25 protein-coding genes are annotated in these 24,220 nt (G+C 63.5%); 6 read left to right on the top strand and 19 right to left on the bottom strand.

Going from position 1 to position 24,220, the window contains the following annotated elements; translation table 11 throughout:
- Positions 1–72: 72 nt before the first annotated feature.
- Complete coding sequence (gene serA / locus AC0SZ7_RS01520) at positions 73–1,302, top strand: phosphoglycerate dehydrogenase (protein ID WP_475502666.1); 1,230 nt, start codon at positions 73–75, stop codon at positions 1,300–1,302.
- A gap of 61 nt (positions 1,303–1,363) precedes the next feature.
- Here serA and AC0SZ7_RS01515 read toward each other — a convergent pair whose 3' ends face one another.
- The 3 genes from AC0SZ7_RS01515 to AC0SZ7_RS01505 form a co-directional block, all read right to left on the bottom strand.
- The gene (locus AC0SZ7_RS01515; protein WP_475502665.1) at positions 1,364–1,801 is read right to left on the bottom strand and encodes a DUF4399 domain-containing protein; all 438 of its coding nucleotides are present in this window, start codon (positions 1,799–1,801) and stop codon (positions 1,364–1,366) included.
- A 184-nt stretch (positions 1,802–1,985) separates the two neighbouring features.
- Positions 1,986–2,480: a 2-thiouracil desulfurase family protein gene (locus AC0SZ7_RS01510; protein ID WP_475502664.1), complete on the bottom strand. Its 495-nt coding sequence runs from the start codon at positions 2,478–2,480 to the stop codon at positions 1,986–1,988.
- A gap of 1 nt (position 2,481) precedes the next feature.
- The gene (locus tag AC0SZ7_RS01505) at positions 2,482–3,114 is read right to left on the bottom strand and encodes a 2OG-Fe(II) oxygenase (RefSeq protein ID WP_475502973.1); all 633 of its coding nucleotides are present in this window, start codon (positions 3,112–3,114) and stop codon (positions 2,482–2,484) included.
- Positions 3,115–3,256: 142 nt separating this feature from the next.
- Here AC0SZ7_RS01505 and AC0SZ7_RS01500 point away from each other — a divergent pair, with 142 nt between their 5' ends.
- A complete protein-coding gene (locus tag AC0SZ7_RS01500; RefSeq protein WP_475502663.1) occupies positions 3,257–4,021 on the top strand; it encodes a DUF2059 domain-containing protein in 765 nt (254 codons plus the stop codon).
- A 70-nt stretch (positions 4,022–4,091) separates the two neighbouring features.
- On the opposite strand, the gene bipL is transcribed toward AC0SZ7_RS01500, so the two are convergent.
- A complete protein-coding gene (gene bipL / locus AC0SZ7_RS01495; RefSeq protein WP_475502662.1) occupies positions 4,092–5,015 on the bottom strand; it encodes a phospholipase BipL in 924 nt (307 codons plus the stop codon).
- Between the two features lie 96 nt (positions 5,016–5,111).
- Between bipL and AC0SZ7_RS01490 the strand changes: the two genes are divergently transcribed.
- Entirely contained in the window at positions 5,112–5,690 is a 579-nt protein-coding gene (locus tag AC0SZ7_RS01490) for a DUF6436 domain-containing protein (RefSeq protein WP_475502661.1), read from the top strand.
- Positions 5,691–5,712: 22 nt separating this feature from the next.
- The gene (locus AC0SZ7_RS01485; RefSeq protein ID WP_475502660.1) at positions 5,713–8,088 is read left to right on the top strand and encodes a penicillin acylase family protein; all 2,376 of its coding nucleotides are present in this window, start codon (positions 5,713–5,715) and stop codon (positions 8,086–8,088) included.
- Between the two features lie 65 nt (positions 8,089–8,153).
- Here the strand turns inward: AC0SZ7_RS01485 and AC0SZ7_RS01480 are convergent, their stop codons facing one another.
- The 7 genes from AC0SZ7_RS01480 to AC0SZ7_RS01450 form a co-directional block, all read right to left on the bottom strand.
- The gene (locus AC0SZ7_RS01480; RefSeq protein ID WP_475502659.1) at positions 8,154–9,044 is read right to left on the bottom strand and encodes an ABC transporter permease subunit; all 891 of its coding nucleotides are present in this window, start codon (positions 9,042–9,044) and stop codon (positions 8,154–8,156) included.
- On the bottom strand, positions 9,041–9,961 hold the full coding sequence (locus tag AC0SZ7_RS01475) for an ABC transporter permease subunit (RefSeq protein ID WP_475502658.1): 921 nt from the start codon (positions 9,959–9,961) through the stop codon (positions 9,041–9,043). Before AC0SZ7_RS01475 ends, AC0SZ7_RS01480 begins: the two co-directional genes overlap by 4 nt.
- Complete coding sequence (potA, locus tag AC0SZ7_RS01470; RefSeq protein ID WP_475502657.1) at positions 9,958–11,100, bottom strand: polyamine ABC transporter ATP-binding protein; 1,143 nt, start codon at positions 11,098–11,100, stop codon at positions 9,958–9,960. Before potA ends, AC0SZ7_RS01475 begins: the two co-directional genes overlap by 4 nt.
- Positions 11,101–11,474: 374 nt before the next feature.
- Positions 11,475–12,572 (bottom strand): polyamine ABC transporter substrate-binding protein, encoded by a 1,098-nt coding sequence (locus AC0SZ7_RS01465; protein ID WP_475502656.1) that lies wholly within the window; start codon positions 12,570–12,572, stop codon positions 11,475–11,477.
- Between the two features lie 152 nt (positions 12,573–12,724).
- Entirely contained in the window at positions 12,725–14,089 is a 1,365-nt protein-coding gene (locus tag AC0SZ7_RS01460) for an aspartate aminotransferase family protein (RefSeq protein ID WP_475502655.1), read from the bottom strand.
- 34 nt (positions 14,090–14,123) lie between these two features.
- Positions 14,124–15,482 carry a glutamine synthetase family protein gene (locus AC0SZ7_RS01455; RefSeq protein WP_475502654.1) on the bottom strand — a complete coding sequence of 453 codons (1,359 nt, stop codon included), beginning with the start codon at positions 15,480–15,482 and terminating at the stop codon, positions 14,124–14,126.
- A gap of 14 nt (positions 15,483–15,496) precedes the next feature.
- Positions 15,497–16,276, bottom strand: a complete 780-nt coding sequence (locus AC0SZ7_RS01450) for a gamma-glutamyl-gamma-aminobutyrate hydrolase family protein (RefSeq protein ID WP_475502653.1) — start codon at positions 16,274–16,276, stop codon at positions 15,497–15,499.
- Positions 16,277–16,553: 277 nt separating this feature from the next.
- Between AC0SZ7_RS01450 and AC0SZ7_RS01445 the strand changes: the two genes are divergently transcribed.
- A complete protein-coding gene (locus AC0SZ7_RS01445; protein WP_027980104.1) occupies positions 16,554–17,930 on the top strand; it encodes a glutamine synthetase family protein in 1,377 nt (458 codons plus the stop codon).
- A gap of 157 nt (positions 17,931–18,087) precedes the next feature.
- On the top strand, positions 18,088–18,717 hold the full coding sequence (locus AC0SZ7_RS01440; RefSeq protein WP_475502652.1) for a TetR/AcrR family transcriptional regulator: 630 nt from the start codon (positions 18,088–18,090) through the stop codon (positions 18,715–18,717).
- Position 18,718: 1 nt separating this feature from the next.
- Here AC0SZ7_RS01440 and AC0SZ7_RS01435 read toward each other — a convergent pair whose 3' ends face one another.
- From AC0SZ7_RS01435 to AC0SZ7_RS01400, 8 genes are all read right to left on the bottom strand, one after another.
- On the bottom strand, positions 18,719–19,873 hold the full coding sequence (locus tag AC0SZ7_RS01435) for a glutathionylspermidine synthase family protein (protein ID WP_475502651.1): 1,155 nt from the start codon (positions 19,871–19,873) through the stop codon (positions 18,719–18,721).
- Positions 19,874–19,879: 6 nt separating this feature from the next.
- Positions 19,880–20,644: a DUF1190 domain-containing protein gene (locus tag AC0SZ7_RS01430; protein WP_475502650.1), complete on the bottom strand. Its 765-nt coding sequence runs from the start codon at positions 20,642–20,644 to the stop codon at positions 19,880–19,882.
- Positions 20,645–20,656: 12 nt separating this feature from the next.
- Complete coding sequence (locus tag AC0SZ7_RS01425; RefSeq protein ID WP_475502649.1) at positions 20,657–21,085, bottom strand: DUF350 domain-containing protein; 429 nt, start codon at positions 21,083–21,085, stop codon at positions 20,657–20,659.
- A gap of 19 nt (positions 21,086–21,104) precedes the next feature.
- Complete coding sequence (locus AC0SZ7_RS01420; RefSeq protein ID WP_475502972.1) at positions 21,105–21,755, bottom strand: DUF2491 family protein; 651 nt, start codon at positions 21,753–21,755, stop codon at positions 21,105–21,107.
- Between the two features lie 2 nt (positions 21,756–21,757).
- The gene (locus AC0SZ7_RS01415; protein WP_475502648.1) at positions 21,758–22,303 is read right to left on the bottom strand and encodes a rhomboid family intramembrane serine protease; all 546 of its coding nucleotides are present in this window, start codon (positions 22,301–22,303) and stop codon (positions 21,758–21,760) included.
- Between the two features lie 152 nt (positions 22,304–22,455).
- Positions 22,456–23,160, bottom strand: a complete 705-nt coding sequence (locus AC0SZ7_RS01410) for a PspA/IM30 family protein (RefSeq protein ID WP_475502647.1) — start codon at positions 23,158–23,160, stop codon at positions 22,456–22,458.
- 18 nt (positions 23,161–23,178) lie between these two features.
- On the bottom strand, positions 23,179–23,835 hold the full coding sequence (locus AC0SZ7_RS01405; RefSeq protein ID WP_475502646.1) for a YjfI family protein: 657 nt from the start codon (positions 23,833–23,835) through the stop codon (positions 23,179–23,181).
- A 159-nt stretch (positions 23,836–23,994) separates the two neighbouring features.
- Positions 23,995–24,210 carry a TOBE domain-containing protein gene (locus AC0SZ7_RS01400; protein ID WP_027980095.1) on the bottom strand — a complete coding sequence of 72 codons (216 nt, stop codon included), beginning with the start codon at positions 24,208–24,210 and terminating at the stop codon, positions 23,995–23,997.
- Positions 24,211–24,220: the final 10 nt, after the last annotated feature.

Here is a 24,220-nt window from a genome sequence, read left to right as displayed (position 1 = left end):
CCGCGCTTGGCGCCGTTTTGCGACCAGCTTCATACCCCTGCCATTTTTTCTCCGGGACACAGGTTTACGCAGATGAGCAAGACTTCTCTCGATAAGAGCAAGATCAAGTTCCTTCTTCTCGAAGGCGTCCACCAATCCGCCGTCGACGTCCTCAAGGCCGCCGGGTACACGAATATCGAGTACCACATCAAGGCGCTGCCTGAGGCCGAGCTGAAGGAAAAGATCGCCGATGCACACTTCATCGGTATCCGCTCCCGCACCCAGCTGACCGAAGAGCTCTTCGATTGTGCGAAAAAGCTGGTGGCTGTCGGCTGCTTCTGCATCGGCACCAACCAGGTTGACCTGGACGCGGCCCGCGAGCGCGGCATCGCCGTGTTCAACGCCCCGTACTCCAACACCCGTTCGGTAGCCGAACTGGTGCTGGCCGAGGCCATCCTGCTGCTGCGCGGCATTCCCGAGAAGAACGCTTCCTGCCACCGCGGTGGCTGGATCAAGAGCGCGGCCAACTCCTTCGAGATCCGTGGCAAGAAGCTGGGCATCGTCGGCTACGGCTCCATCGGTACCCAACTGTCGGTACTGGCCGAAGGCCTGGGCATGCAGGTGTTCTTCTACGACACCATCACCAAGCTGCCGCTGGGCAACGCCACCCAAGTGGCCAGCCTGACCGAGCTGCTGGGCATGTCCGACATCGTCTCGCTGCACGTGCCTGAAACCGCTGCTACCCAGTGGATGATGGGCGAGAAGGAAATCCGCGCCATCAAGAAGGGCGGCATCCTGATCAACGCCGCCCGCGGCACCGTGGTCGAGCTGGACCATCTGGCCGAAGCCATCAAGGACAAGCACCTGATCGGCGCCGCCATCGACGTGTTCCCGGTGGAGCCACGCTCCAACGACGACATCTTCGAAAGCCCGCTGCGTGGCCTGGACAACGTGATCCTGACCCCGCACATCGGTGGTTCCACCGCCGAAGCCCAGGCCAACATCGGCCTGGAAGTGGCCGAGAAGCTGGTCAAGTACAGCGACAACGGTACTTCGGTGTCGTCGGTCAACTTCCCTGAAGTGGCCCTGCCGGCTCACCCGGGCAAGCACCGCCTGCTGCACATCCACGAGAACATCCCGGGCGTGCTGAGCGAGATCAACAAGGTCTTCGCCGAAAACGGCATCAACATCTCCGGTCAGTTCCTGCAGACCAACGAGAAAGTCGGTTACGTGGTGATCGACGTCGACGCCGAGTACTCCGACCTGGCACAAGCCAAGCTGCAACAGATCAACGGCACCATCCGTAGCCGCGTACTGTTCTAAGCAACGCTTGGGCATGAAAAAGGGAGGCCTTCGGGCCTCCCTTTTTCGTTGCTGCGAACGCTTATTTTACGGTGACGGTAATCTGCTTCGATTCCACGGCCGGCTTGAACGGCACGTGGAAGCGGTCACCCAGCAGCAGTTGCAGGGTGTGCTTGCCCGGGGCCAGGGTCAGGGTGGTTTCGGTCTGGGCCTTGCCGAAGTGCAGGATGTGGTCGGTAACCGGCAGCGGCTGGTCGGCCGGCGGCTGCTGGTCGACGTCTACCAGCAGGTGGTGGTGGCCGGTGTTGGGCGTGGCGTCGCCAGCGGGAGCCAGCTTCATGCCTTCGATACCGAATTTCACCGTGAAGGTCTTGTCGACGGTGGCACCGTCGGCAGGGGAAACGATGAACACCTTGGCGCCCGCCGGGGCTTCGACGCTTTTCAGGTCGTCAGCGGTGGCCAGCAGCGAGGCACCCATCAGCAGGCCGGCAACGGCGGCGCGGGAAAAAAGAGCTTTCATTAGGGGTCTCCAGGAAAACGTTTCTGGTTTTGTCTGGAATACCTTAGACGAAATAACCCACTTGGGCGCTCTGGAATGCGCCTCCGAAAGCATGTTTCATGCAAATCGAGGTGTGGGAGCTGGCTTGCCAGCGAGCTGTTGGAGCGGAACAAAATCTCGCTGGCAAGCCAGCTCCCACAGGTACTCAGCCAGCCATTTCGATGGCTTTCAAAGCCCTGGCAGCCTCTACCAACTCAACTTCGCTGAACACCTGCACGCCTTCACGGCGCAACAACGCGGCCGTCACGCCCTCGCCCGCTACCTTGGTGGCGGTGAAGCTGCCGTCATAGGTCAGCAGGTTGCCGCACGACGGGCTGTTGGCCTTCAGCACCGCGATACGAATGCCGTGCCGGCGCACAGCCTCCAGCGCCAGCTGCGCCCCCCGCATGAATGCCTCGGTGAAATCCTCGCCGGCCTGGGTCAGCACCAGCGCCTGGCCGTGGAGCACCTGCACGCCCTGGCCGCCGGGGATCTCCGCCGCCGGGCGCGGGGTGGGCAGGCCGCCGGCCACCTCCGGGCACAGGCCAACAATACGGCCCTCGGCAAGCCACAGGTCGAGCTGGTCGAACGGCCCGCTGGCACCGCCGTCGTAGCGCACGCGGTGGCCCAACAGGCAGCGGCTGACAAGGATCTTGTGCATATCAGAACGGCTCGTTGCCACGGCGGCGGAACCAGCCTGTCAGGGACAGCCGGTCCTGGGCCGCCGGCAGCACTTCATGAGGGACTTCGCCCGACAGGAAAACCACCAGGCAGCCACCCACGGGCGCCACGTCGTGCTCGCGGCCTTCCTCCAGGTACATGCGCAGCTGGCCGCCGTGCTCGGGCACCCAGGCATCGTTGAGGTAAACCACGGCCGAGACCATGCGCCGGTCATCATCGCGGAAGCGGTCGACGTGCTTGCGGTAGAAAGCGCCCGGCGGGTACAGCGCGAAATGGCATTCGAAATCCTCCAACCCCAGGAACAGCCCGCGGTTGAGCGCCTCGCGCAGGGCGTCCATCAGCTCCAGGTAGCGGTCGCTGGGGGCCGAATCGCCCGGTTCCAGCCACTGGATACGGTCGCCGCGAATGCCTTCGCGAATCTCCTGCGCAGGCCCTCGGCCCACGGCGGCCGGCGCCAGCTCGCCCTGTACGGCGCGCCGGCGGCACTCGGCCGCAAGCTCGGTGGTCAGGGCCTGTGGCAGGAAGATGTCTTGCTGCGACCAGCCGCGCTCGGCCAAGTCGTCGACAATACTTAACAGCAGCGGATGATCAGAGGTTATTTGCATGCCGCGCATAGTATCCATGTGCCCGCAAAACCGACAGAGCCACTTGGCCCCCTGGCTGCAGCACGTCGATTATGTTGCGCCGGCTGATACGAATTCTCGACAAGACCCCGCCCGGCCACGGACAATGGCGGCCTGCCGACAGGAGTCCCTGATGCGCCGTTTGTTTTTCCTTTTGATCATGTGCTGCGCCCTGCCCGCGTGGGCAGACAGTCACGACCAGCTGTACAAGGTCGCCGGCTGGCCGGAGCAGCGGGCGCATTTCACCGACGCCCTGAAAGCGGCCCAGCAGCGCTACCAGAACAGTTTGCCCCCCGCGGTTTTCCAGGCCCTGGTCAATAACAGTGACCAGCGCTTCGCCCCCCAGGCCATGGACCAGCGCGCCGAGGCACGGCTGCGCCAGACCCTGGCCAACCCGAACCCGGCGCTGGCGTTCTTCCAGTCGCCGCTGGGGCGCAAGGTGGTGGCTGCCGAACTGCTGGCCACCCGCCGCGACCAGCTGGCGAAGAACGCCCAGGGCCTGCCGCACATGGAGGCCAGCGATACCCGCGCGCTGATCATCGGCCACCTGTCGCGCGCCCTGCCCGCCCGCGAGGCCGGCGCCGAGGTCAGCCTGGCCATCGCCGGCGTCGCCGCCGACAGCCTCAGCCAGATGATCCCCGGCCTGCTGGGCAGCGACCAGGCCCAGGGCATGCTCGACGGCCAGCGCCAGCGCCTGATGGCGCAGATCGGCGGCGAACTGGATAACACCCTGCTGTACGTGTACCGCGACCTGTCGGACCCGGAGCTGGAAGAGTTCGCCAACTTCGCCGAGTCCCCCGACGGCCGCGCCTACTACCAGGCCGCCCTCGCCGCCGTGCGCGCCAGCCTGGCGGTGGGCCAGAGCACGTCAAGCCTGAACCCACGTAAAACCCCGTAGCCGCCGGACGTAACCACTTGTAGCAGCGGCCACAGGCCGCGTCCCAACACAACGCCGTGCCCGGCGGCTGTCAGAGGTTGGCGTCGATAAAGCTGAAATAACGCTCGCGAATCGGTGCCACTTCGTTCGCCAGGTGGTGCCGCGCGCCGGGCAGCATCAACACCTGGGGCGCCTGGAACTTGCGCTGCAATACCCCCAGGTTGTGCTCCCAGTCCACGGTCATGTCGGCGTCCCCCTGCAGGATCAATGGCGAACGCGGACTGCTGGGCGCCGCTTCGATGCGCGGCACCCAGTTCATCAGCGCGCCCACCCAGGCAGTGGGCAGGCGCACCGGCTGCAACGGGTCGGCCTGCAGGAAGGGCATGAACTCGGGGTCGTTGGTGTTTTCGCTGAAGCGCCGGGCGATGCCTTTGACGAAGGGGCTCAACAGCCGGTAGCTGACCTGCGACCAGCCCCAGCCGCGCGGCCGCACCAGCGGTGCCAGCAGTATCGACTGGCCCTGGGCCGGGCTGGTGGTGCCGTGGTACAGCAGGTGGTCCAGCACGATGGCGCCGCCGGTGCTCTGCCCCAACAGGTGCCAGGGCTGCGGCAGGCCCAGGCTTTGCGCCTCCTTGAACAGCCCGAACAGGGCCGCCTGGTAGTCCTCGAAATCGTCGATGCGCGCCCGCTCGCCGCTGGACAGGCCGTGCCCGGGCAGGTCCGCCGAGATCACCGCGAAACCATGGCCCAGCGCCCACCGGATCACATGCCGGTACAGGCCCATGTGGTCATAGAAACCGTGCAGCAGAAACAGCGTGGCCACCGGTGCGGGCGGCAGCCACACCTGGCTGACCAGCTCGTAGCCCACCGCCTCGAAACGCCCCAGCCAGCTTTCGCACGGCACATCGATGCCGTAGAAGCGCTGGTAAGCCTGGGCTTCGACGGATAATGGCTGACGCGCGGCCAGGGGCTTGAGGCTGGCGCGTAGCGCATCCGGCCGAAATGTCGCGGGCATAAGGTCTCGCACTTGAAAGCGAATAAACACACCCCTGATATTCTTCTGTATGGCTGGGCATGGCAAGCTAGGCGTCCTGTCCCGGACCGAGCCCCTATGCCTGCCTCGCGCCGCAAAACCCTGTTCCTGGCCGTCCTGGCGCTGATCTGCGGGCTAACCCTGTGGACTGCGTATGACTGGTTCCAGGGCCGATATATCCGTGTGTTCAGCGAACACGCCACGCTTTTCGCCGGCGACGCCCTGCAACTGCCGCCTGAGCTGGCCGGGCCGGGGCCGATTCGCCTGGTACATTTCTGGGACCCGGCGTGCCCGTGCAACGTCGCCAACCAGCAGCACCTGGGTGAGCTGCAGGCCACCTACGGCGCCCGTGGCGTGCACTTCTATGCGGTGCAGAAAAGCGGCAGCCACGGCCGCCTACCGGCCAATCTGGACAGTTTCAAGGCCCTTGCGGCCATTCCCGGCAGTGACACCATCCCCGCCAGCCCCGCCGTGGCAATCTGGGACCAGCAAGGCCAACTGGCCTACTTCGGCCCCTACAGCGAAGGTGCAACCTGCAACTCCAGCAACAGCTTCATCGAGCCCATCCTCAAGGCCCTGGCCGACGGGCGCGCGGTGAACGCCACGCACACCCTGGCCCAGGGCTGCTATTGCGCATGGAGCGAGGTCGCCAAGTAAGGCCCCATCACAAGGAACCGCGATGAAACGCAGCCTCACCGCCCTTGCCGTGCTCATCGCCGCCGCTGCGGCCGGTGGTGCCTGGTACATCCATTCCAAGCAACCGCAGCGCAGCGGCGAGATCGCCCTCGCCCACCTGGCCGCCCCCGTCAGCGTGCGCTACGACGACCGCGGCGTGCCGCATATCCAGGCGCAGAACCAGCAGGACATGTACCGCGCCCTGGGCTACGTGCAGGCCCAGGACCGGCTGTTCCAGATGGAGATCATGCGGCGCCTGGCGCGCGGCGAACTGGCCGAGATGCTGGGGCCCAGGCTGCTGGCCACCGACACCCTGTTCCGCAGCCTGCGCATCCGCGAGCAGGCCGAGGTGTACGTGGCCCGCCAGGACAAGCAGGGCCCCGCCTGGCAGGCGTTGCAGGCCTACCTGGACGGCGTCAACCAGTACCAGGCCGGGCACCCGCGCCCTGTCGAGTTCGATGTGCTGGGCATCACGCCCCGGCCCTTCACCGCCGAGGACACCTTCAGCGTCGCCGGCTACATGGCCTACAGCTTTGCCGCAGCGTTTCGCACCGAGCCCATGCTGACCTACGTACGCGATCAGCTTGGCCCCGGCTACCTGAAGATCTTCGACCTGGACTGGCACCCCCAGGGCGTGTTGCCACTGGCCGCCGATGACTGGAAGAGCCTGGACACCCTGGCCCAGGTCAGCCACCAGGCCCTGGAGCAGGCCGGCCTGCCGCAGTTCGAAGGCAGCAATGCCTGGGCAATCGCCGGCAGCCACACCGCCAGCGGCAAACCGCTGCTGGCCGGCGATCCGCACATCCGTTTCTCGGTGCCGGCGGTGTGGTACGAGGTGCAATTGTCGGCACCCGGCTTTGACCTGTACGGCTACCACCAGCCGCTGAACCCCTTCGCCGCACTGGGCCAGAACATGGATTTCGGCTGGAGCCTGACCATGTTCCAGAACGATGACCTGGACCTGGTGGCCGAGAAGGTCAACCCGGCCAACGCCAACCAGGTGTGGTACCACGGCCAGTGGGCCGACCTTGCAACAAGCACCCAGCAGATAGCGGTCAAGGGCCAGGCGCCGGTCACCATCACCCTGCGCCGCTCGCCCCATGGCCCCATCGTCAACGAAGCGCTGGGCAAGGTGGCGCCCACCACGCCAATCGCCATGTGGTGGTCGTTCCTGGCCTCGGAGAACCCGATACTGCAGGGCTTCTACGAGGTGAACCGCGCCGACACGCTGGCCAAGATGCGCAGCGCCGTAGCCAAGATCCAGTCACCCGGCCTGAACCTGATGTGGGCCAACGCCCGTGGCGACATTGGCTGGTGGGCGGCGGCCCAGTTGCCCATCCGCCCCGCCGGGGTGCAGCCGCAGTTTATCCTCGACGGCAGCACCGCCGAGGCCGACAAGCTGGGTTTCTACCCTTTCAGCGCCAACCCGCAGGAGGAAAACCCGGCCCGGGGCTTTATCGTCTCGGCCAACTTCCAGCCGCTGTCGCCTACCGGCATGGCCATTCCCGGCTACTACAACCTGGCCGACCGGGGCCAGCAGCTGTTCGCCCAGCTCAGCGCGCCCGGGGTGAAGTGGGACACCGCCAACACCCAGGCGCTGCAACTGGGCGACCGTACCGGCTACGCCCAGCGCGTGCTGACGCCGTTGCTGCCGGTGCTGCGCGAGGTGGTCAGCGCCCCGGCGGAAAAGGCCCTGGTGGAGCAGCTGGCGCAATGGCAGGGCGACTATCCGCTGGGCTCCACCAGCGCCACGTTGTTCACCCAATTCCTCTACGACCTGACCTACGCCGCCATGCACGACGAGCTGGGCAACGCCATGTTCGACACGCTGCTGTCCACCCGCGACCTGGACTTTGCCCTGCCACGCCTGGCGGCAGACCCCGCCTCGCCCTGGTGGGACGACCACAACGCGCCTGGGCACGGCAACCGTACCGAGGTGGTGCGCACCGCCTGGCGCGCAGCGGTCGACCACTTGAAGGCGACCCTGGGCGACGACCCGGCGCAGTGGCAATGGGGCAAGGCCCACACCCTCACCCACGAACACCCGTTGGGCGCGCAGCAACCGCTGGACCGGCTGTTCAACGTGGGACCGTTCGCCATGCCCGGCAGCCATGAGGTGCCCAACAACCAGTCGGCGAAGCTGGGGCCAGCGCCGTGGGCCGTCAGTTATGGGCCGTCCACCCGGCGCATCATCGATTTCGCCGACCCCGCGCACGCGCAGACCATCAACCCGGTGGGGCAAAGCGGCGTGTTGTTCGATGCGCACTATGGCGATCAGGCGAAGGATTACAGCGAGGGGAAATACCGGCAGGCGTTGTTGCAGGAGGGGGATGTGGCGAAGGGTACGGTGAGCACCCTGGAGTTGGTGCCTGGCAGGTAGGGACGCGGCCTGCGGCCGCTGCTACGCAAATCCCGTAGCAGCGGTCAAAGGCCGCGTCATAGCCCTCAAGCAGCCACTGGCTGCTGCGCACGGCGCGGGTCAGGCTGTTTCCAGCCATCGGCCGCGGCTTCTTCGATTGCCGCCTGAATGGCGCGTTTGCGGCGCTCTTCGTTGCGGCGGGTGAAGTACCAGACCAGGAAGGTGACGATCGACACCGACAGCAGGATCAAGCTGGCCACGGCGTTGATCTCCGGCTTCACGCCCAGGCGCACCGCCGAGAACACTTCCATCGGCAGCGTGGTCGAACCAGGGCCCGACACGAAGCTGGCCAGCACCAGGTCGTCCAGCGACAGGGCGAACGACATCATGCCGCCGGCCGCCAGCGAAGGGGCGATCATCGGGATGGTGATCAGCATGAACACCTTCCACGGGCGCGCGCCCAGGTCCATGGCCGCCTCTTCGATGGACAAGTCCAGCTCGCGCAGGCGGGCCGACACCACCACCGCCACGTAGGCGGCGCAGAACGTGGTGTGGGCGATCCAGATGGTGACGATGCCGCGCTCTTCAGGCCAGCCCAGGGACTGGGCCATGGCCACGAACAGCAGCAACAGCGACAGGCCGGTGATTACCTCGGGCATTACCAGCGGCGCGGTCACCAGGCCGCCGAACAGCGTGCGGCCCTTGAAACGGGTGACGCGGGTCAGCACGAACGCCGCCAGGGTACCCAGCGCCACCGCCGCAATGGCGGTGTAGCAGGCGATTTCCAGCGAACGGCCCACCGAGCTCACCAGCTGGGTGTTGTCCAGCAGGCCCGCGTACCATTTCACCGACCAGCCGCCCCATACTGTCACCAGCTTGGAGGCGTTGAACGAGTAGATCACCAGGATGACCATGGGCAGGTAAATGAACAGCAGGCCCAGTACCAGCATCAGGTTGGAAAAACTGAAACGCTTCATGCCTTGCCCTCCATCTCTTTGGCCTGACTACGGTTGAAGAGCAGGATCGGCACGATCAGGATCGCCAGCATCACTACCGCCAGGGCGGACGCCACCGGCCAGTCACGGTTGTTGAAGAACTCCTGCCACAGCACGCGGCCGATCATCAGGGTTTCCGGGCCGCCCAGCAGCTCGGGAATCACGAACTCGCCCACCACCGGGATGAATACCAGCATGCAGCCGGCGATGATGCCGTTCTTGGACAGCGGGATGGTGATCTTCCAGAAGCTGTTGAAGGTGCTCGAACCCAGGTCCGAAGCGGCTTCCAAAAGGCTCTGGTCGTGCTTCACCAGGTTGGCGAACAACGGCAGGATCATGAACGGCAGGTACGAATAGACCACACCGATATACACCGCAAGGTTGGTGTTGAGGATCTGCAGCGGCTGGTCGATCAGGCCGATCCACATCAGGAAGGCGTTGAGCAGGCCGTTGTTGCTGAGGATGCCCATCCACGCATAGACGCGAATCAGGATCGCGGTCCAGGTCGGCATCATGATCAGCAGCAACAGCACTGTCTGCGCTTCCTTGCGGGCGCGGGCAATGGCGTAGGCCATGGGGTAGCCGATCACCAGGCACAGCAGCGTGCTGAAGAAGGCCATTTTCAGCGAACCCAGGTACGCCGAAATGTACAGGTCGTCATCGCCCAGCATCGCGTAGTTGCCCAGGTTGAGCAGCAGCTGGATCTTCTGGTCGATGAAGGTGTAGATCTGGGTGTACGGCGGAATCGCCACGTCCGCTTCAGCGAAGCTGATCTTCAAGACGATGAAGAACGGCAGCATGAAGAACAGGAACAGCCACAGGAACGGCACGCCGATGACAAACTGGCGGCCGCCCGGCGTTATTCGTTGCAAGGCACGTTTGAGTTTTTTTGTATTCATGAGCGCAGTACCACGCCGCTGTCGTCTTCCCACCACACGTACACCTGGTCGTCCCAGGTAGGACGGGCGCCACGGCGTTCGGCGTTGGCTACGAACGACTGGACCAGCTTGCCGCACGGCAGCTCCACGTAGAACACCGAGTGGCCGCCCAGGTAGGCGATGTCATGTACTTTACCGCGCGACCAGTTGTACTCGCCGGCGGGCGGCTCGACGGTCACCAGCAGTTTTTCCGGGCGGATGGCGTAGGTAATGCGCTTGTCCTGCACCGAAGTGCTGACACCGTGGCCCACGTAGATATTGCGCTCCAGCTCCGGGCTGTGGATCAGCGCGTGGCCTTCGGCGTCATCCACCACTTCGCCTTCGAACAGGTTGACGTTACCGATGAACTCGCAGACCAGGCGGCTGGTCGGGGTTTCATAGATATCGATCGGGCTGCCGATCTGGGCAATCCAGCCCAGGTGCATGATGGCGATGCGCTGGGCCATGGTCATGGCCTCTTCCTGGTCGTGGGTCACCATGACGCAGGTCACGCCGACGCGCTCGATGATCTCTACCAGCTCAAGCTGCATCTGCGAACGCAGTTTCTTGTCCAGGGCGCCCATGGGCTCGTCGAGCAGCAGCAGCTTCGGGCGCTTGGCCAGCGAACGGGCCAGGGCCACGCGCTGGCGCTGGCCACCGGACAGCTGGTGCGGCTTGCGCTTGGCGTACTGGCTCATCTGCACCAGCTTGAGCATCTCGGCCACGCGGGCGTCGATCTCGGCGGCCGGGATCTTGTCCTGCTTCAGGCCGAAGGCAATGTTCTGCGCCACGGTCATGTGCGGGAACAGCGCATACGACTGGAACATCATGTTGATAGGCCGCTCGTAGGGCGGCATGTCGGTGATGTCCACGCCATCGAGGTAGATACGCCCCTCGGTAGGCCGTTCGAAACCGGCCAGCATGCGCAGCAAGGTGGATTTACCCGAGCCGGAGCCGCCGAGCAGGGCGAATATCTCACCCTTGTTGATTTGCAGCGACACGTCGTCGACTGCAACTGTCTCGTCGAACTTCTTCGTGACCCGGTCGATTTTGACCAGCACCTGTTTAGGTTGCTGATCGCCCTCGAGGGCTTTCTTATAGGCACCGGAGGCAACTGCCATTACGAAACTCCCAACAAAATTTTACAGCCCACCCCGGATAGGCGGGCCCTGGATTCTTGCAGCCTGGTCCTTCAGGTCGCCCGCCACAGGGTATTGGCGGGCCTGACCGACTGAATCACGGGACCTGAGCGATCACTTCAGGCGCTTGTGAGACGGCCAACAGTGTCGGCTCCTAAGTACAAATGCACGCTCATGGCATGCGTATACGGTGATGCAAAAAACAAAATTCGGACGGCCGCGTGCCAGCCGATTCAAAAACCGGCGCGCAACTTAACAACTGTTACAGCCATGCAGCAAAAACTATTTTGAAATCAGTTACCTGCGGTACTGCGCCGACATTTGCGGCGCAGTACCGCGGCAACCTCAAGCTCGGCTTACTTGCCCGATTTGATGGTGGTCCAGGTGCGAGTCAGGATGCGCTGAGTCGCAGCAGGCAAGTCGGCGATGGCGTAGAGCTTGGCCAGCACGTCAGCCGATGGGTACACGCCCGGGTCGCCCGAGATGTCCTTGGCCACCAGCGGGGTCGCGGCGGCGTTGCCGTTCGGGAAGCCCACGGCGTCGGTGATCTCGGCCATCACTTTAGGCTGCAGAATGAAGTTCATGAACTTGTAGGCGCCTTCGACGTTCTCGGCATCTTTAGGGATGGCGACCATGTCGTAGAAGCTGCCTGCGCCTTCCTTCGGAATGCTGTAGCTGACGTGCACCTTGTCACCGGCCTCGTGCGCGCGGGAAGCGGCTTGCTTCACGTCACCCGAGTAGCCCACGGCCACGCAGATGTTGCCGTTGGCCAGGTCCGAGATGTACTTGGACGAGTGGAAGTAGGCAACCGAAGGGCGAACCTTGAGGAACAGCTCCTCGGCCTTCTTGATCTCGTCCTTGTTCTGGGTGTCGGTCTTGTAGCCCAGGTAGTGCAGCGCGGCCGGGATCATCTCGGTTGGCGAATCCAGGAAGCTGATGCCACAGCCTTTCAGCTTGGCAGCGTTCTCGGGCTTGAACACCAGGTCCCACGAATTGACCGGGGCGTCGGCGCCCAGGGCAGCCTTGACCTTCTCGGGGTTGTAGCCGATGCCGATGGTGCCCCACATGTACGGGAAGGCGTGGGCGTTGTTCGGGTCGCTGATGGACACGGCCTTGAGCAGGTCCTTGTTCAGGTTGCCGTAGTTGCTCAATTTCGACTTGTCCAGTTCCTGGTAGACGCCAGCCTTGATCTGCTTGGCCAGGAAGTTGTTGGACGGCACCACGATGTCATAGCCCGACTTGCCAGCCAGCAGTTTGGCTTCCAGGGTTTCGTTGCTGTCGAATACGTCGTAGACGACCTTGATCCCCGACTCCTTCTCGAAATCCGCGATGGTGTTCGGCGCGATATAGTCCGACCAGTTGTACACGTGCAGTACTTTGTCATCCGCGTGCGCAGCACCGGCCACGACGCCCATCAGGGACATGGCGAGGAGGGTCTTGCCAAATATCTTCATGCGTAAGGCTCCAATATTTTTTTTAATTCCGTATGTGACAGTAGCCGGGGGCAACCGCACCACTTCCTAGTCTGGCAAGGACACGGGCGCTGTTTCAATTAAAACAGCAGCCTCGCCCCTCTCCCCCTCCGAACAACCCCAAAGCCTAGCACTTAGCTGTTCAACGCTTCCAAAGTCAGGTCCAGGCATTTGCGTGCTTTTGTAACCAGCTCATCAATCTCCTCGTGAGTGATTACCAACGATGGCGCGATGATCATGGTGTCGCCCACGGCGCGCATGATCAGGCCATTGTTGAAGCAGAAGTTGCGGCAAATCATGCCTGCACCCATGCCCTCGTAACGCTGGCGCGTGGCTTTGTCCTTGACCAGTTCGATGGCCCCCAGCAAGCCCAACCCGCGAACTTCGCCCACCAGCGGGTGGTCGCTCAGCTCACGCAGACGTTTCTGCAAATACGGTGCCGTTTCTTCACGCACGCGCTCGATAATTTTTTCGTCGCGCAGAATCCGGATGTTTTCCAGGCCCACCGCAGCCGCCACCGGGTGGCCGGAATAGGTGAAGCCGTGGTTGAAATCGCCGCCTGCGGACAAGGTCCTGGCTACCTCGTCACGCACGATCACGCCACCCATGGGGATATAACCCGAGGTCAGGCCCTTGGCGATGGTCATCAGGTCCGGCTTGAGGTCGTAGTAGTCGCTGCCGAACCACTCGCCGGTACGGCCGAAACCGCAAATCACCTCGTCGGCCACAAACAGGATGTCGTACTTGGCCAGGATCTCCTTCACCTTCGGCCAGTACGTCGCTGGCGGAATGATCACGCCGCCCGCACCCTGGATAGGCTCGGCAATGAAGGCACCGACGGTGTCCACGCCCAGCTCCAGAATTTTCTTCTCCAGCTGTTCGGCGGCCCACACGCCGAATTCGTCCTGGCTCATGTCGCCGCCCTCGCCGAACCAGTACGGCTGGGCAATGTGGACGATGCCCGGGATCGGCAAATCGCCTTGCTCGTGCATGCCCACCATGCCGCCCAGGCTGGCGCCGGCCACGGTGGAGCCGTGGTAGCCGTTGATGCGGCTGATGATCACCTTCTTCCCGGGCTTGCCCTTCAGCGCCCAGTAGTGGCGGACCATGCGCAGCACGGTGTCGTTGCCTTCAGAGCCCGAACCGGTGAAGAACACGTGGCTCATGCCCTCGGGGGCCACGTCCGACACCGCCTTGGCCAGTTCCAGCGCCGGTGGGTGCGCGGTCTGGAAGAACAGGTTGTAGTACGGCAGCTCGCGCATCTGTTTGGCGGCCACGTCGGCCAGCTCATCGCGGCCGTAACCCACGGCCACGCACCACAGGCCGGCCATGCCGTCGAGGATCTTGTTGCCTTCGCTGTCCCACAGGTGCACGCCCTTCGCCTTGGTGATGATGCGCGGGCCTTTTTCCTTGAGCTGCTGGTAGTCGCTGAACGGCGCCAGGTGGTGCTCGCCGCTCAGGGCCTGCCACGCTTGGGTTTGCGAATTCTTGTTGCTCATTGCCTTCTCCTCATCGGGGCGGGCCCCGCGTTGATCACACCGCGAACAGCAGGAATTCACGTTCCCATGAGCTGATGACGCGCTTGAAGTTCTCGTGTTCGGCGCGCTTCACCGCGACGTAACCGATGATGAATTTGGTCCCCAGGTACTTCTCCACCGTCTTGCAGTTTTCCATGCGCTCCAGGGCATCCTCGATGGTCAGCGGCAGGCGCAGGTTGCGCCGCTCGTAACCACGGCCCTGCACTGGCGCGCTGGGCTCGATGCCCTCGACCATGCCGATGTAGCCGCACAGGAGGCTGGCGGCGATGGCCAGGTAGGGGTTGGCGTCGGCACCCGGCAGGCGGTTTTCCACCCGGCGGTTCTGCGGCCCGGCGTCCGGCACGCGCAGGCCCACGGTGCGGTTTTCCTCGCCCCACTCCACGTTCACCGGTGCCGAGGTGTCGGGCAGGAAACGCCGGAATGAATTGACGTTGGGCGCGAACAGCGGCAGCAGCTCGGGGATGAACTTCTGCAGGCCGCCCACATGGTTGAGGAACAGCTGGCTCATGCTGCCGTCATCGTTGGAGAAGATGTTCTTGCCGGTCTCCAGGTCGACGATGCTCTGGTGCAGGTGCATGGCGCTGCCGGGCTCGCCGGTCATGGGCTTGGCCATGAAGGTGGCGGCCACGTTGTGCTTGAGCGCCGCCTCGCGCATGGTGCGCTTGAACACCAGGATCTGGTCGGCCAGGTGCAGGGCGTTGCCGTGACGGAAGTTGATCTCCATCTGCGCCGTGCCGTCCTCGTGGATCAGCGTGTCGAGGTCCAGGTTCTGCAGCTCGCACCAGTCGTAGACGTCTTCGAACAGCGGGTCGAACTCGTTCGCCGCTTCAATGGAGAACGACTGGCGGCCGGTTTCCGGGCGCCCCGAACGGCCCACGGGCGGTTGCAGGGGGAAATCCGGGTCTTCGCAGCGCTTGGTCAGGTAGAACTCCATTTCTGGCGCGACGATAGGCTGCCAGCCCTTGTCGGCGTAGAGCTTGAGCACCTTTTTCAGGACGTTGCGCGGCGACAGCTCAATGGGGTTGCCCTGCTTGTCATAGGTGTCGTGGATCACCTGCGCGGTAGGCTCGATGGCCCACGGCACCAGGAACACGGCGCTTTCGTCCGGGCGGCAGATCATGTCGATGTCGGCCGGGTCCAGCAGGTCGTAGTAGATGTCGTCTTCCACGTAATCGCCGGTCACGGTCTGCAGCAGCACGCTTTCAGGCAGGCGCATGCCTTTCTCGGCAATGAACTTGTTGGTCGGCGAGATCTTGCCGCGGGTGATACCGGTCAGGTCGGCGATCAGGCATTCGACTTCGGTGATCTTGTGTTCTTTCAACCAATCGGTGAGCTGGTCGAGGCTGGTACGCATAAATACCTCAGGGGCTATATAGCAGTCCTGGACGCGGCTGCGTCGCGTTGGGTCGCACGCTGTCTGCAGGCCTGGCCGAAGGCCTGGAAAATGGCCAGGTAGTGCGGGTTGTCCAGCACTTGCCACTCCGGGTGCCACTGCAAGCCTAGTGCAAAACCCCTGCCCCCCTGGGCGGAGACGGCCTCCACCAGGCCATCGGGCGCCACGGCTTCGACGCGCAGGCCCGGGGCCACGCGGTCGATACCCTGGGCATGAATGGAGTTGACCTGGAACTGCGCCGGCAAGCCGATGGCCTGCAGCACGCCGCCGGGCTGGACAGCAACCGCATGGCGCAGGGCATACTGGACTTCCACGGGCTGGTCCTTGGGCTCACGATGGTCCATGAAGGTTCCGGTTTCGTGAACCCGCTGGTGCAAGGTGCCGCCCAACGCCACGTTCAGCTCCTGGAAGCCGCGGCAAATGCCCAATACCGGCACGCCAGCGGCCACGGCGGCGCGAATCAGCGGTAAGGTGGTAGCATCGCGGTCAGGGTCATGCAGCGTGCCCGGCGCGCTGGCGGGGCCGGTGTAGTGGCGCGGCTCCACGTTGGAAGGGGAGCCGGTGAAGAGGATGCCGTCCACAGCGTCAAGTATTTGGGTCGGGTTGAACAGCTCGCCCAGCGCGGGGATGATCATCGGCAAGCCTTCGGCGGCCACGGCGACGGCGCGGACATATTTGTCACCACACGTATGGCTGGCGTGCAGGCCGACTGGTTTTAAGCAGGCGGTGACGCCGATTGTCGGCAGGCGTGCCATGTGATCCCCCGGTATTATTGGCGTTATGGGTTGCGAACGAGCTTAGCGTTGTTCATTTTTTTTCACAACACCCCCGTAAAAAATACAACACGCCCCACCGAACAATTCATTTGAGGGTCTTCAAGGAAAGAAAAACCGCCCCAAAAAGCGGCAAAAACTGCCTCAAGGCGCCAATTCAGGGCAAACCGAGCCTCGCTTGACTTCAAGGTGGCTTTCGGATTGACTGAAACAGCAAAAGCCCAATGATTGATATTTTTAACAACAAAGGTGTTGCATCATGTCGGTACCCCCGCGTGCCGTTCAGCTCAACGAAGCGAACGCATTCCTTAAGGAACATCCTGAGGTTCTGTACGTCGACCTTCTGATTGCAGATATGAATGGTGTGGTGCGCGGCAAGCGCATCGAACGCACCAGCCTCCACAAGGTTTACGAGAAAGGCATTAACCTGCCCGCCTCGCTTTTCGCCCTGGACATCAACGGCTCTACGGTGGAAAGCACCGGGCTGGGCCTGGACATCGGCGACGCAGACCGCATCTGCTATCCGATCCCCGATACCCTCTCCAACGAGCCCTGGCAGAAGCGCCCTACCGCGCAGCTGCTGATGACCATGCACGAACTGGAAGGCCAGCCCTTCTTTGCCGACCCGCGCGAAGTACTGCGCCAGGTAGTTGCCAAGTTCGATGAACTGGGCCTGACCATCTGCGCCGCCTTCGAGCTGGAGTTCTATCTGATCGACCAGGAGAACGTGAACGGCCGCCCGCAGCCACCGCGCTCACCTATTTCCGGTAAACGTCCGCACTCGACCCAGGTTTACCTGATCGACGACCTGGACGAATACGTGGACTGCCTCCAGGACATCCTGGAAGGTGCCAAGGAGCAAGGCATCCCTGCCGACGCCATCGTCAAGGAAAGTGCCCCGGCGCAGTTCGAAGTGAACCTGCACCACGTCGCCGACCCGATCAAGGCCTGCGACTACGCGGTACTGCTCAAGCGCCTGATCAAGAACATCGCCTACGACCATGAGATGGACACCACCTTCATGGCCAAGCCCTACCCGGGCCAGGCAGGCAACGGCCTGCACGTGCACATCTCGATCCTGGACAAGGACGGCAAGAACATCTTCACCAGTGAGGATCCCGAGCAGAACGCCGCGCTGCGTCACGCGATCGGCGGTGTGCTCGAGACCCTACCGGCGTCCATGGCGTTCCTGTGCCCGAACGTCAACTCGTACCGCCGGTTTGGTGCCCAGTTCTATGTGCCGAACTCTCCGTGCTGGGGCCTGGACAACCGCACCGTGGCCCTGCGTGTGCCAACCGGCACGCCGGACGCAGTGCGCATCGAGCACCGCGTGGCGGGTGCCGACGCCAACCCATACCTGCTGATGGCTGCCGTGCTGGCGGGCGTGCACCACGGCCTGACCAACAAGGTCGAGCCGAACGAGCCGGTGGAAGGCAACTCCTACGAGCAGAACGAGCAGAGCCTGCCGAACAACCTGCGCGATGCCCTGCGCGAGCTGGACGACAGCGAGATCCTGGCGCGTTATATCGATCCGAAGTACATCGATATCTTCGTGGCCTGCAAGGAAAGCGAGCTGGAGGAGTTCGAGCACTCCATCTCCGACCTTGAGTACAACTGGTACCTGCACACCGTTTGATTTTTGTTGCCGTACAAAAAACCGCGCGCCCCCAAGGCCCGCGGTTTTTTTGTGGGAGCTGGCTTGCCAGCGAGCTTTTCCAGCGCCCTCAAGGCTCGCTGGCAAGCCAGCTCCCACAAGAAACCCTTACAATGCGGCTCGCCTTCCGGAGAAGCCCATGACCCGCACCGCCACGCCCCGCAAACCTCGCGCCCGCAGCCAGGCACGGATCGACACGATTCTGGAGGCGGCGCGTGCCCTGCTGGCCAGCGAGGGCGTGGGTAGCCTGTCGATCTACAGCGTGGCCGAACGCGCCGAAATCCCTCCCTCCTCGGTGTACCACTTCTTCGCCAGCGTACCGGCCCTGCTCGAAGCGCTGACCGCCGACGTGCACGCCGCCTTCCGCGCCTGCCTGCAGGCCCCGGTAGACCACGCCGCGCTGCGCAGCTGGCACGACCTGTCGCGCATCCTCGAAGAACGCATGCTGGTGATCTACAGCGAAGATGCCGCCGCCCGCCAGTTGATCCTGGCGCAGCACGGCCTGGCCGAAGTGACCCAGGCCGACCGCCAGCATGACCTGGAGTTGGGGGTGTTGATGCACCAGGTGTTCGACCGCCATTTCCAGCTGCCCGCGCTGCCGGACGACGTCGACGTGTTTGCCTTGGCCATGGAGCTGGGCGACCGCGTGTACGCGCGCTCGGTGCAGCTGCACGGCCAGATCACCCCGCGGCTGGCGGAAGAAGGGATACGGGTATTCGATGCGTACGTAGGGCTGTACCTGCCGCCGTTCCTGCCGAAACGGCAGTAGGTCAATCCAGAATCAAATGAGGGACAAACCTGCTGGTATCCTTGGTGATCAGGCTGTCATCTTCGCGAATACCGATGCCCGCCGCGCGGTCACCAACCACCCATGAGCCCACCAGCGTGTAGCTGTCGCCGAACTTCGGCAACGGCGCCAACTGCTGCAAAATGTAGGGTGCATCGTCGTAGGGGCCGTCCACTACATGCAGCTGGTCATCCGCCGTGCGCAGCTCGATGTTCGCGCCTTCGCGCGAGAAATAGGGCTTGCGCACCCAGCCCTTCGGCACCGCTGAACGCGGGTTGGCGTCCAGGTGGCTTTCCAGCAGGTTCGGGTGGCCTTTGTGCGCCTCCCACAGCATCGGCAGGATGCCCTTGTTGGAGAGGATGGCCTTCCACGCCGGCTCGATGAACTGCGTGTCGCACTGGGCAATGGCCGCACCGAACGGCTCGTGGAAGATGAACTCCCAGGCGTGCAGCTTGAACAGGTGCGGTATCCAGCGGTCCTGCAGGTCGACGAAGCGGCCGTCCAGCAGGCCAATGTCTTCCAGGTCGATGTGCCGCGACTCGATACCGACCTTGTCGGCGATCAGGCGCAGGTAATCAGTGGTGGCCTTGTCTTCCACCGAACCCTTGATGGAGGCGAAGTAGAACGGCCGCTGAATGTTCAAGGCCGCGAAGGCTTCGTGCAGGCGCGTGTCGATGCTGTTGAACTGGTCGACACTGGCCGGCAGCGTGCCGCGCTCGATACCCTGCTCCAGCCAGCCCCACTGGAAGGCCGCAGCCTCGTAGAGGCTGGTGGGCGTGTCGTAGTTCAGCTCCAGCAGCTTCGCCGGACCGCGCCCGTCGTAGGAAAAGTCCATGCGCCCGTACAGGTGCGGGTGGCCTTCCAGCCACGAGGTGCGCACCAGGTCGTGGAAGGCCGGCGGTATGCTCAGGCGCTCCAGCAACTCTTCGCTCTGCACCACCTTCGCCACCAGGTCCATACACAGCTCGTGCAGCACCTGGGTCGGGTCTTCCAGGTCGTCCTCGATCTGCTTGAGGCTGAACTGGTAGTAGGCGCTTTCATCCCAGTAGGGCTCGCCGTCGATGGTGTGGAACATGAAGCCAAGGCGCTCGGCGGTCTGCTTCCAGTCCGGGCGCTCGGCGATGGCGACTTTCTTCATGGCCCGTTACCCGCCAAAGCTGCTGCGCGAGGACGACGAACCGCCCCAGCCGCTGCGGGCCGTGGCCGAGCTGCCGAAGCCGCCACGGGTGGTGGCCTGGCGCACCGACACCGGGTTGGCGTTGATGCCCGAGCGCCCGAAGCCGCTACCACCGCCACCCCCGCTGCCAGCGCTGTAGCCATTGCCGGATTCGCTCTGGCGCGAGCGCGAGAACGTGGTGCCACTGTTGATGCGCGAACCCAGCGTGGAGCTTGCGTAGTTGCCGCGGTTGTCGCGGTACTGGTACACCGGCGCGGCGTTGAAGTTGCCGGTGTTGTTGCTGAGCATGTGGCCAATCAACAGGCCAGTCAGCAGGCCACTGCCGTTGAAGCCGCCACCGCCGCCACCACTCTCGCCGCCTGAGCGCGCCACCTCGGCCTTGGCCGAATCCAGCTGCGACTGGGTGACGGTGCCGTTGGCGTCCAGCTCGAAACCACCCAGTTGGGGCATGAACTTGCCAGCCGAATCCACCTGGCAGTAGTCAGGCACGAAGTCGGCTTCGCAGTCGGCCTTGTTGTCGTACACCGGGGCGATACGCCGGTGTTCATTGAGCGCCGCGATGTAGGCGTCGGAGCACACGTCCACCGGAAACTTCTGCGCGGTGCACTCGGCGACCGTCTTGAAATCGAAGGTCTTCTTGACCTGATAAGTCTTCTCCGGCGCGCCACAACCGGCCACCGCCAGCGCCACCGAGGCGGCCAGCGAGAGCTGTACGTACTTGCTTCGTTTCATCCCTGGCTCCGATCAGTTGGTGTTGGGCGTCATGCAGGCGGCATTGAGCATGCCCACGCTGATCGCCACCGCCGCCACGTAGATGCCGGTCGCCAGTTCGCCACGCTGGATACGCGCCGACACGCCCTTGAGCACCAGGCTCACCGCCACGAATGCCAGCAGCTGCACCACGCCTGCGATCAGCGCCCACACCACGAAGTCCAGCAGGCTGATGGAGTAGGCAATGACGTTGCTGGCCGGAATGGCAAAGCCGATGATGGCGCCACCCAAGGCCACGGCCGCCGCCACGTTGCCCTCGCGAATCAGGGCGAATTCCTGGTGCGGCGTCATGCGCGTGTAGATGAACTGGAACAGCACGAGGAAAATCGCCGCGCCCAGCAGGTACAGCAGGAAACCCAGCACGGCCGTGGGGTTCAGCGAAGTCGAAAGTGCTTCTAGCATGGCATGTCCCTATGGTGAGTCAGAGGATGTGCAGGTCGGTGGGGTACAGCGAAATGCCCAGCGAGGCGCTGAGGCTGACGGTGCCCTCCTCGTCCTGCTCAACGGAAAACAGCAGGAACTCACGGCGGTCGGTCAGGCCGGTGTCGCGCGCGTACAGCATCGAACGGTGCTGTACCACGTAGCTTTCCTTGGGGTTGAGCACCTGCTCGCGCAGGTCGGTGAGTTCAGTCTGCCCGGCCTCGGTACCCCACTCGCGGGTGAACTGCACGCCATCGAGGTTGTAGGTGGGCAGGCCGATGTCACTGTTGGGCCCGGCCAGGCGCTGCAGTTCGGCGTTGCTGCTGATGGTGGCATAGCGCAGGTAGTTGAACAGGATCACCGATTCCACCTGGCCGTCCTGCGCGCCGCTGGTGTGCACTTGCAGCCAGTAGTCTTCGTCGTCCATGTAATAGCGGCTCAGCCACTGCGACTGGCCAAGGTCGACGCTGCCCACCGCCCAGATCTGCTGGGTAGGCGGAATGATCACCCGGCTGTGGTCATCGAGCAGCAGCTTGAGCGTGCCGTCGAAACTCACCGAGCGCCCCTGGGCCAGGCCCAGCGCGCCTTCCACGGGTGCCTGGGGCTTGGCGGCAGGCGCCTCCAGGCCCATGAACTGCTTGAACCAACCCATCATCACACTCCTTCTTTGCGCAAAAGCATTCGCGCCGCCATCAGCCCTGCCACCGCGCCGGCGATGTGCGACTCGAACGAGACGCCGTAGCGCGGCAGGAAACCAAATACCAACCCACCATAGAGCAACAGGGCCGCCGCGGCACAGAACAGATTGGCCCAGCTGTGGTGGAACCACGCCCGGGCCAGCACGTACACCCACAGGCCAAACACCCAGCCGCTGGCACCCACGTGGTAGTAGCCCCGGCCAAATAGCCAGACCAGCAGGCCGCCGATAACGATGATCAAGCCGCTGGCGGCCAGGAAACGGCCCACGCCGTCCTTCGCCACCAGGGTGCCCAACACCACGAACGGCACCAGGTTGCCCAGCAGGTGCCAGATGGAACCGTGCAGGAACGGCGCGCTGATAATGCCCAGCAACCCCTGCGGCGAGCGCGGCAGCAGGCCATAGGTGTTGAGGCTGTAGCCTGACAACAGGTTGAGCACTTGCACCACGCACATCACCCCGGCAAGCCAGAGCACGGGTTTGAAATCCTTGGCGGTGATCAACACCATCCTCCTTCAAACATCGATTGCCCGGCAGGCAACATTCCCCCGTGGGAGCGGGCTCTGCCCGCGAAAAAGACGCTGCGGTGCATCAGGCACTGCGCGGCGTGCTTTTCGCGGGCAGAGCCCGCTCCCACGGGGCCAGGCCTACGTGGTTACTCGCCAGCCTGCTGCTTGCGCAGGCGTTCGAGGATGGCGTTGGCGCTGCCGGTGTCCGGGGTGATGCCCGCTTCCTTCAGCTTGCGTTCCAGGTCGTTGCCGGTAGAGGCATCGGCCAACTGGTCCTGGGCTTCCAGTTCAGCGGCGCGCTGCTCCTGCTTGGCCTGCAGGCGGCTCAAGGTGCCCACCGCGGTCTCAAGCTTGCCGTTGGCACCGCCGCTGGCGATGGAGGCGCTGACCTGGGCCTTCTGCACGCTCTCGCGGGCCTTGGCCACGTCCACCTGCTGGCGCAGGCTCTTGATGCGCGCTTCGGCCTTGGTGATGTCCTTGCGCATCTTCTCCACGTAGCCACCGAACTCGACCACCTGCTTGTGCTCGGTCTCGCGTTCGTTGACCTGCACGGCGATGGCCTCGGCCACCTCGTGCGCCAGGTCGTTGCGCTCGGCCTTCATGGCGGCGAGGGCCTTGCTTTCCAGGTCGCTGATGCGCGCGTCGTATTGGGCAACGCGGTCGGTGGCCAGCTTGTGCTTGGCCATGATGGTCACCAGTTCGCGCTTGGCGTTGGCCAGCGCGCTGTCGGCGTCGCGAATTTCCTGGTCGAGAATGCGCAGGGCCTGCTGGTCGACGATGGACTCGCCGACTTCGCTGGCACCGCCACGCAGCGCCGTGAACAACTTGCTCCAGATGGATTGATTACTCATGTCGTTACTCCTTGGCGATTACTTGAAGAAGCCCTGGAAGGCTTCGGCGGCGCGCTGCACGTTGTCCACCAGGGTGAACACTTCGGTGACCACGTTGGTCAGGCTCGAACTGGCACTCAGCGCGCCGAACATGTTGTAGACGGTCTGGCCGTTGGGCATCTGCTCAAGGCCGATGGACGACAGCGGGAACAGCTCGCGGCTGCGCAGCACGGCTTCGTTGAAGCGGTTCACGTCGTTGATCGACTCGACGTCCACCAGCACGGTGTCGACGATGATCTGCTCGCCCACCACGGCAATGTGAATCGGCAAGCCGCCGTATTCGTTCATTTCCAGCTTCAGGCTCTGCTCGGCGCCTTGCACCAGGGTCAGGGTGATTTCCTTCGACACCACTTCATCCAGGCCCTGGAAGGCCGAATGAAGGCGGTCGAGGGTCCATTTCTCCGCTGTGGTCATGTGTTCCTCCAACTTGAATGTGCCAGCCATGACAGGCTGGCGGAGCTGTTTTTCCACCTGCTTGAGCAACCCGCGGTTCTCCGGGAGCACCCAGGCCTCATGTTTCACGTAACCGGCATCGGCCAGGCCCGCACGCATCTTCTTCATGTAGAAGCTGGAGGTTTTTTTCTCCGCGGGGGCCTTTTTCCCGGCCGGCTTCGGGCTGTCTGGATTGCCTGTCATTTGTGTCTGTTCCGTATCACATGTGATAAACATACGCCTTCTGCGGAAGACTGCAATACATCACGCGTGATGAATTTGTTTCCATTTGTCGCAAATATTTCGGCATAAAAAAACCCCGCAGGGCGAACCCTGCAGGGCTGAAAACTGCCTGAAGCGTGGTTACAGCTTGGCGATCGATACCTCGGTGGATTTCACGAAGGCAATCACTTCGCTGCCGATCACCAGCTCCAGTTCACGCACGGAACGGGTGGTGATGACCGAGGTGACGATGCCGGAGGCGGTCTGCACGTCGATTTCCGACAGCACCGGGCCTTCGATGATTTCCTTCACGGTGCCTTTGAACTGGTTACGGACGTTGATCGCTTTGATAGTCATGAGGTTCTTC

It is taken from the genome of Pseudomonas sp. JC1203 (assembly GCF_056175065.1).
This window is presented reverse-complemented; position numbering and strand designations above follow the sequence as displayed.

What these genes read in the sequence shown, in the direction of transcription:
- AC0SZ7_RS01430 (WP_475502650.1), bottom strand. Translation starts at nt 20,644, where the DNA reads ATGAAACGAAGCAAGTACGTACAGCTCTCGCTGGCCGCCTCGGTGGCG.
- AC0SZ7_RS01420 (WP_475502972.1), bottom strand. Translation starts at nt 21,755, where the DNA reads ATGGGTTGGTTCAAGCAGTTCATGGGCCTGGAGGCGCCTGCCGCCAAG.
- AC0SZ7_RS01490 (WP_475502661.1), top strand. Translation starts at nt 5,112, where the DNA reads ATGCCTGCCTCGCGCCGCAAAACCCTGTTCCTGGCCGTCCTGGCGCTG.
- serA (WP_475502666.1), top strand. Translation starts at nt 73, where the DNA reads ATGAGCAAGACTTCTCTCGATAAGAGCAAGATCAAGTTCCTTCTTCTC.
- potA (WP_475502657.1), bottom strand. Translation starts at nt 11,100, where the DNA reads ATGGCAGTTGCCTCCGGTGCCTATAAGAAAGCCCTCGAGGGCGATCAG.
- AC0SZ7_RS01450 (WP_475502653.1), bottom strand. Translation starts at nt 16,276, where the DNA reads ATGGCACGCCTGCCGACAATCGGCGTCACCGCCTGCTTAAAACCAGTC.
- AC0SZ7_RS01515 (WP_475502665.1), bottom strand. Translation starts at nt 1,801, where the DNA reads ATGAAAGCTCTTTTTTCCCGCGCCGCCGTTGCCGGCCTGCTGATGGGT.
- AC0SZ7_RS01500 (WP_475502663.1), top strand. Translation starts at nt 3,257, where the DNA reads ATGCGCCGTTTGTTTTTCCTTTTGATCATGTGCTGCGCCCTGCCCGCG.
- AC0SZ7_RS01480 (WP_475502659.1), bottom strand. Translation starts at nt 9,044, where the DNA reads ATGAAGCGTTTCAGTTTTTCCAACCTGATGCTGGTACTGGGCCTGCTG.
- AC0SZ7_RS01445 (WP_027980104.1), top strand. Translation starts at nt 16,554, where the DNA reads ATGTCGGTACCCCCGCGTGCCGTTCAGCTCAACGAAGCGAACGCATTC.
- AC0SZ7_RS01400 (WP_027980095.1), bottom strand. Translation starts at nt 24,210, where the DNA reads ATGACTATCAAAGCGATCAACGTCCGTAACCAGTTCAAAGGCACCGTG.
- AC0SZ7_RS01475 (WP_475502658.1), bottom strand. Translation starts at nt 9,961, where the DNA reads ATGAATACAAAAAAACTCAAACGTGCCTTGCAACGAATAACGCCGGGC.
- AC0SZ7_RS01465 (WP_475502656.1), bottom strand. Translation starts at nt 12,572, where the DNA reads ATGAAGATATTTGGCAAGACCCTCCTCGCCATGTCCCTGATGGGCGTC.
- AC0SZ7_RS01425 (WP_475502649.1), bottom strand. Translation starts at nt 21,085, where the DNA reads ATGCTAGAAGCACTTTCGACTTCGCTGAACCCCACGGCCGTGCTGGGT.
- AC0SZ7_RS01510 (WP_475502664.1), bottom strand. Translation starts at nt 2,480, where the DNA reads ATGCACAAGATCCTTGTCAGCCGCTGCCTGTTGGGCCACCGCGTGCGC.
- AC0SZ7_RS01455 (WP_475502654.1), bottom strand. Translation starts at nt 15,482, where the DNA reads ATGCGTACCAGCCTCGACCAGCTCACCGATTGGTTGAAAGAACACAAG.
- AC0SZ7_RS01435 (WP_475502651.1), bottom strand. Translation starts at nt 19,873, where the DNA reads ATGAAGAAAGTCGCCATCGCCGAGCGCCCGGACTGGAAGCAGACCGCC.
- AC0SZ7_RS01405 (WP_475502646.1), bottom strand. Translation starts at nt 23,835, where the DNA reads ATGACAGGCAATCCAGACAGCCCGAAGCCGGCCGGGAAAAAGGCCCCC.
- AC0SZ7_RS01485 (WP_475502660.1), top strand. Translation starts at nt 5,713, where the DNA reads ATGAAACGCAGCCTCACCGCCCTTGCCGTGCTCATCGCCGCCGCTGCG.
- AC0SZ7_RS01440 (WP_475502652.1), top strand. Translation starts at nt 18,088, where the DNA reads ATGACCCGCACCGCCACGCCCCGCAAACCTCGCGCCCGCAGCCAGGCA.
- AC0SZ7_RS01410 (WP_475502647.1), bottom strand. Translation starts at nt 23,160, where the DNA reads ATGAGTAATCAATCCATCTGGAGCAAGTTGTTCACGGCGCTGCGTGGC.
- bipL (WP_475502662.1), bottom strand. Translation starts at nt 5,015, where the DNA reads ATGCCCGCGACATTTCGGCCGGATGCGCTACGCGCCAGCCTCAAGCCC.
- AC0SZ7_RS01460 (WP_475502655.1), bottom strand. Translation starts at nt 14,089, where the DNA reads ATGAGCAACAAGAATTCGCAAACCCAAGCGTGGCAGGCCCTGAGCGGC.
- AC0SZ7_RS01505 (WP_475502973.1), bottom strand. Translation starts at nt 3,114, where the DNA reads ATGCGCGGCATGCAAATAACCTCTGATCATCCGCTGCTGTTAAGTATT.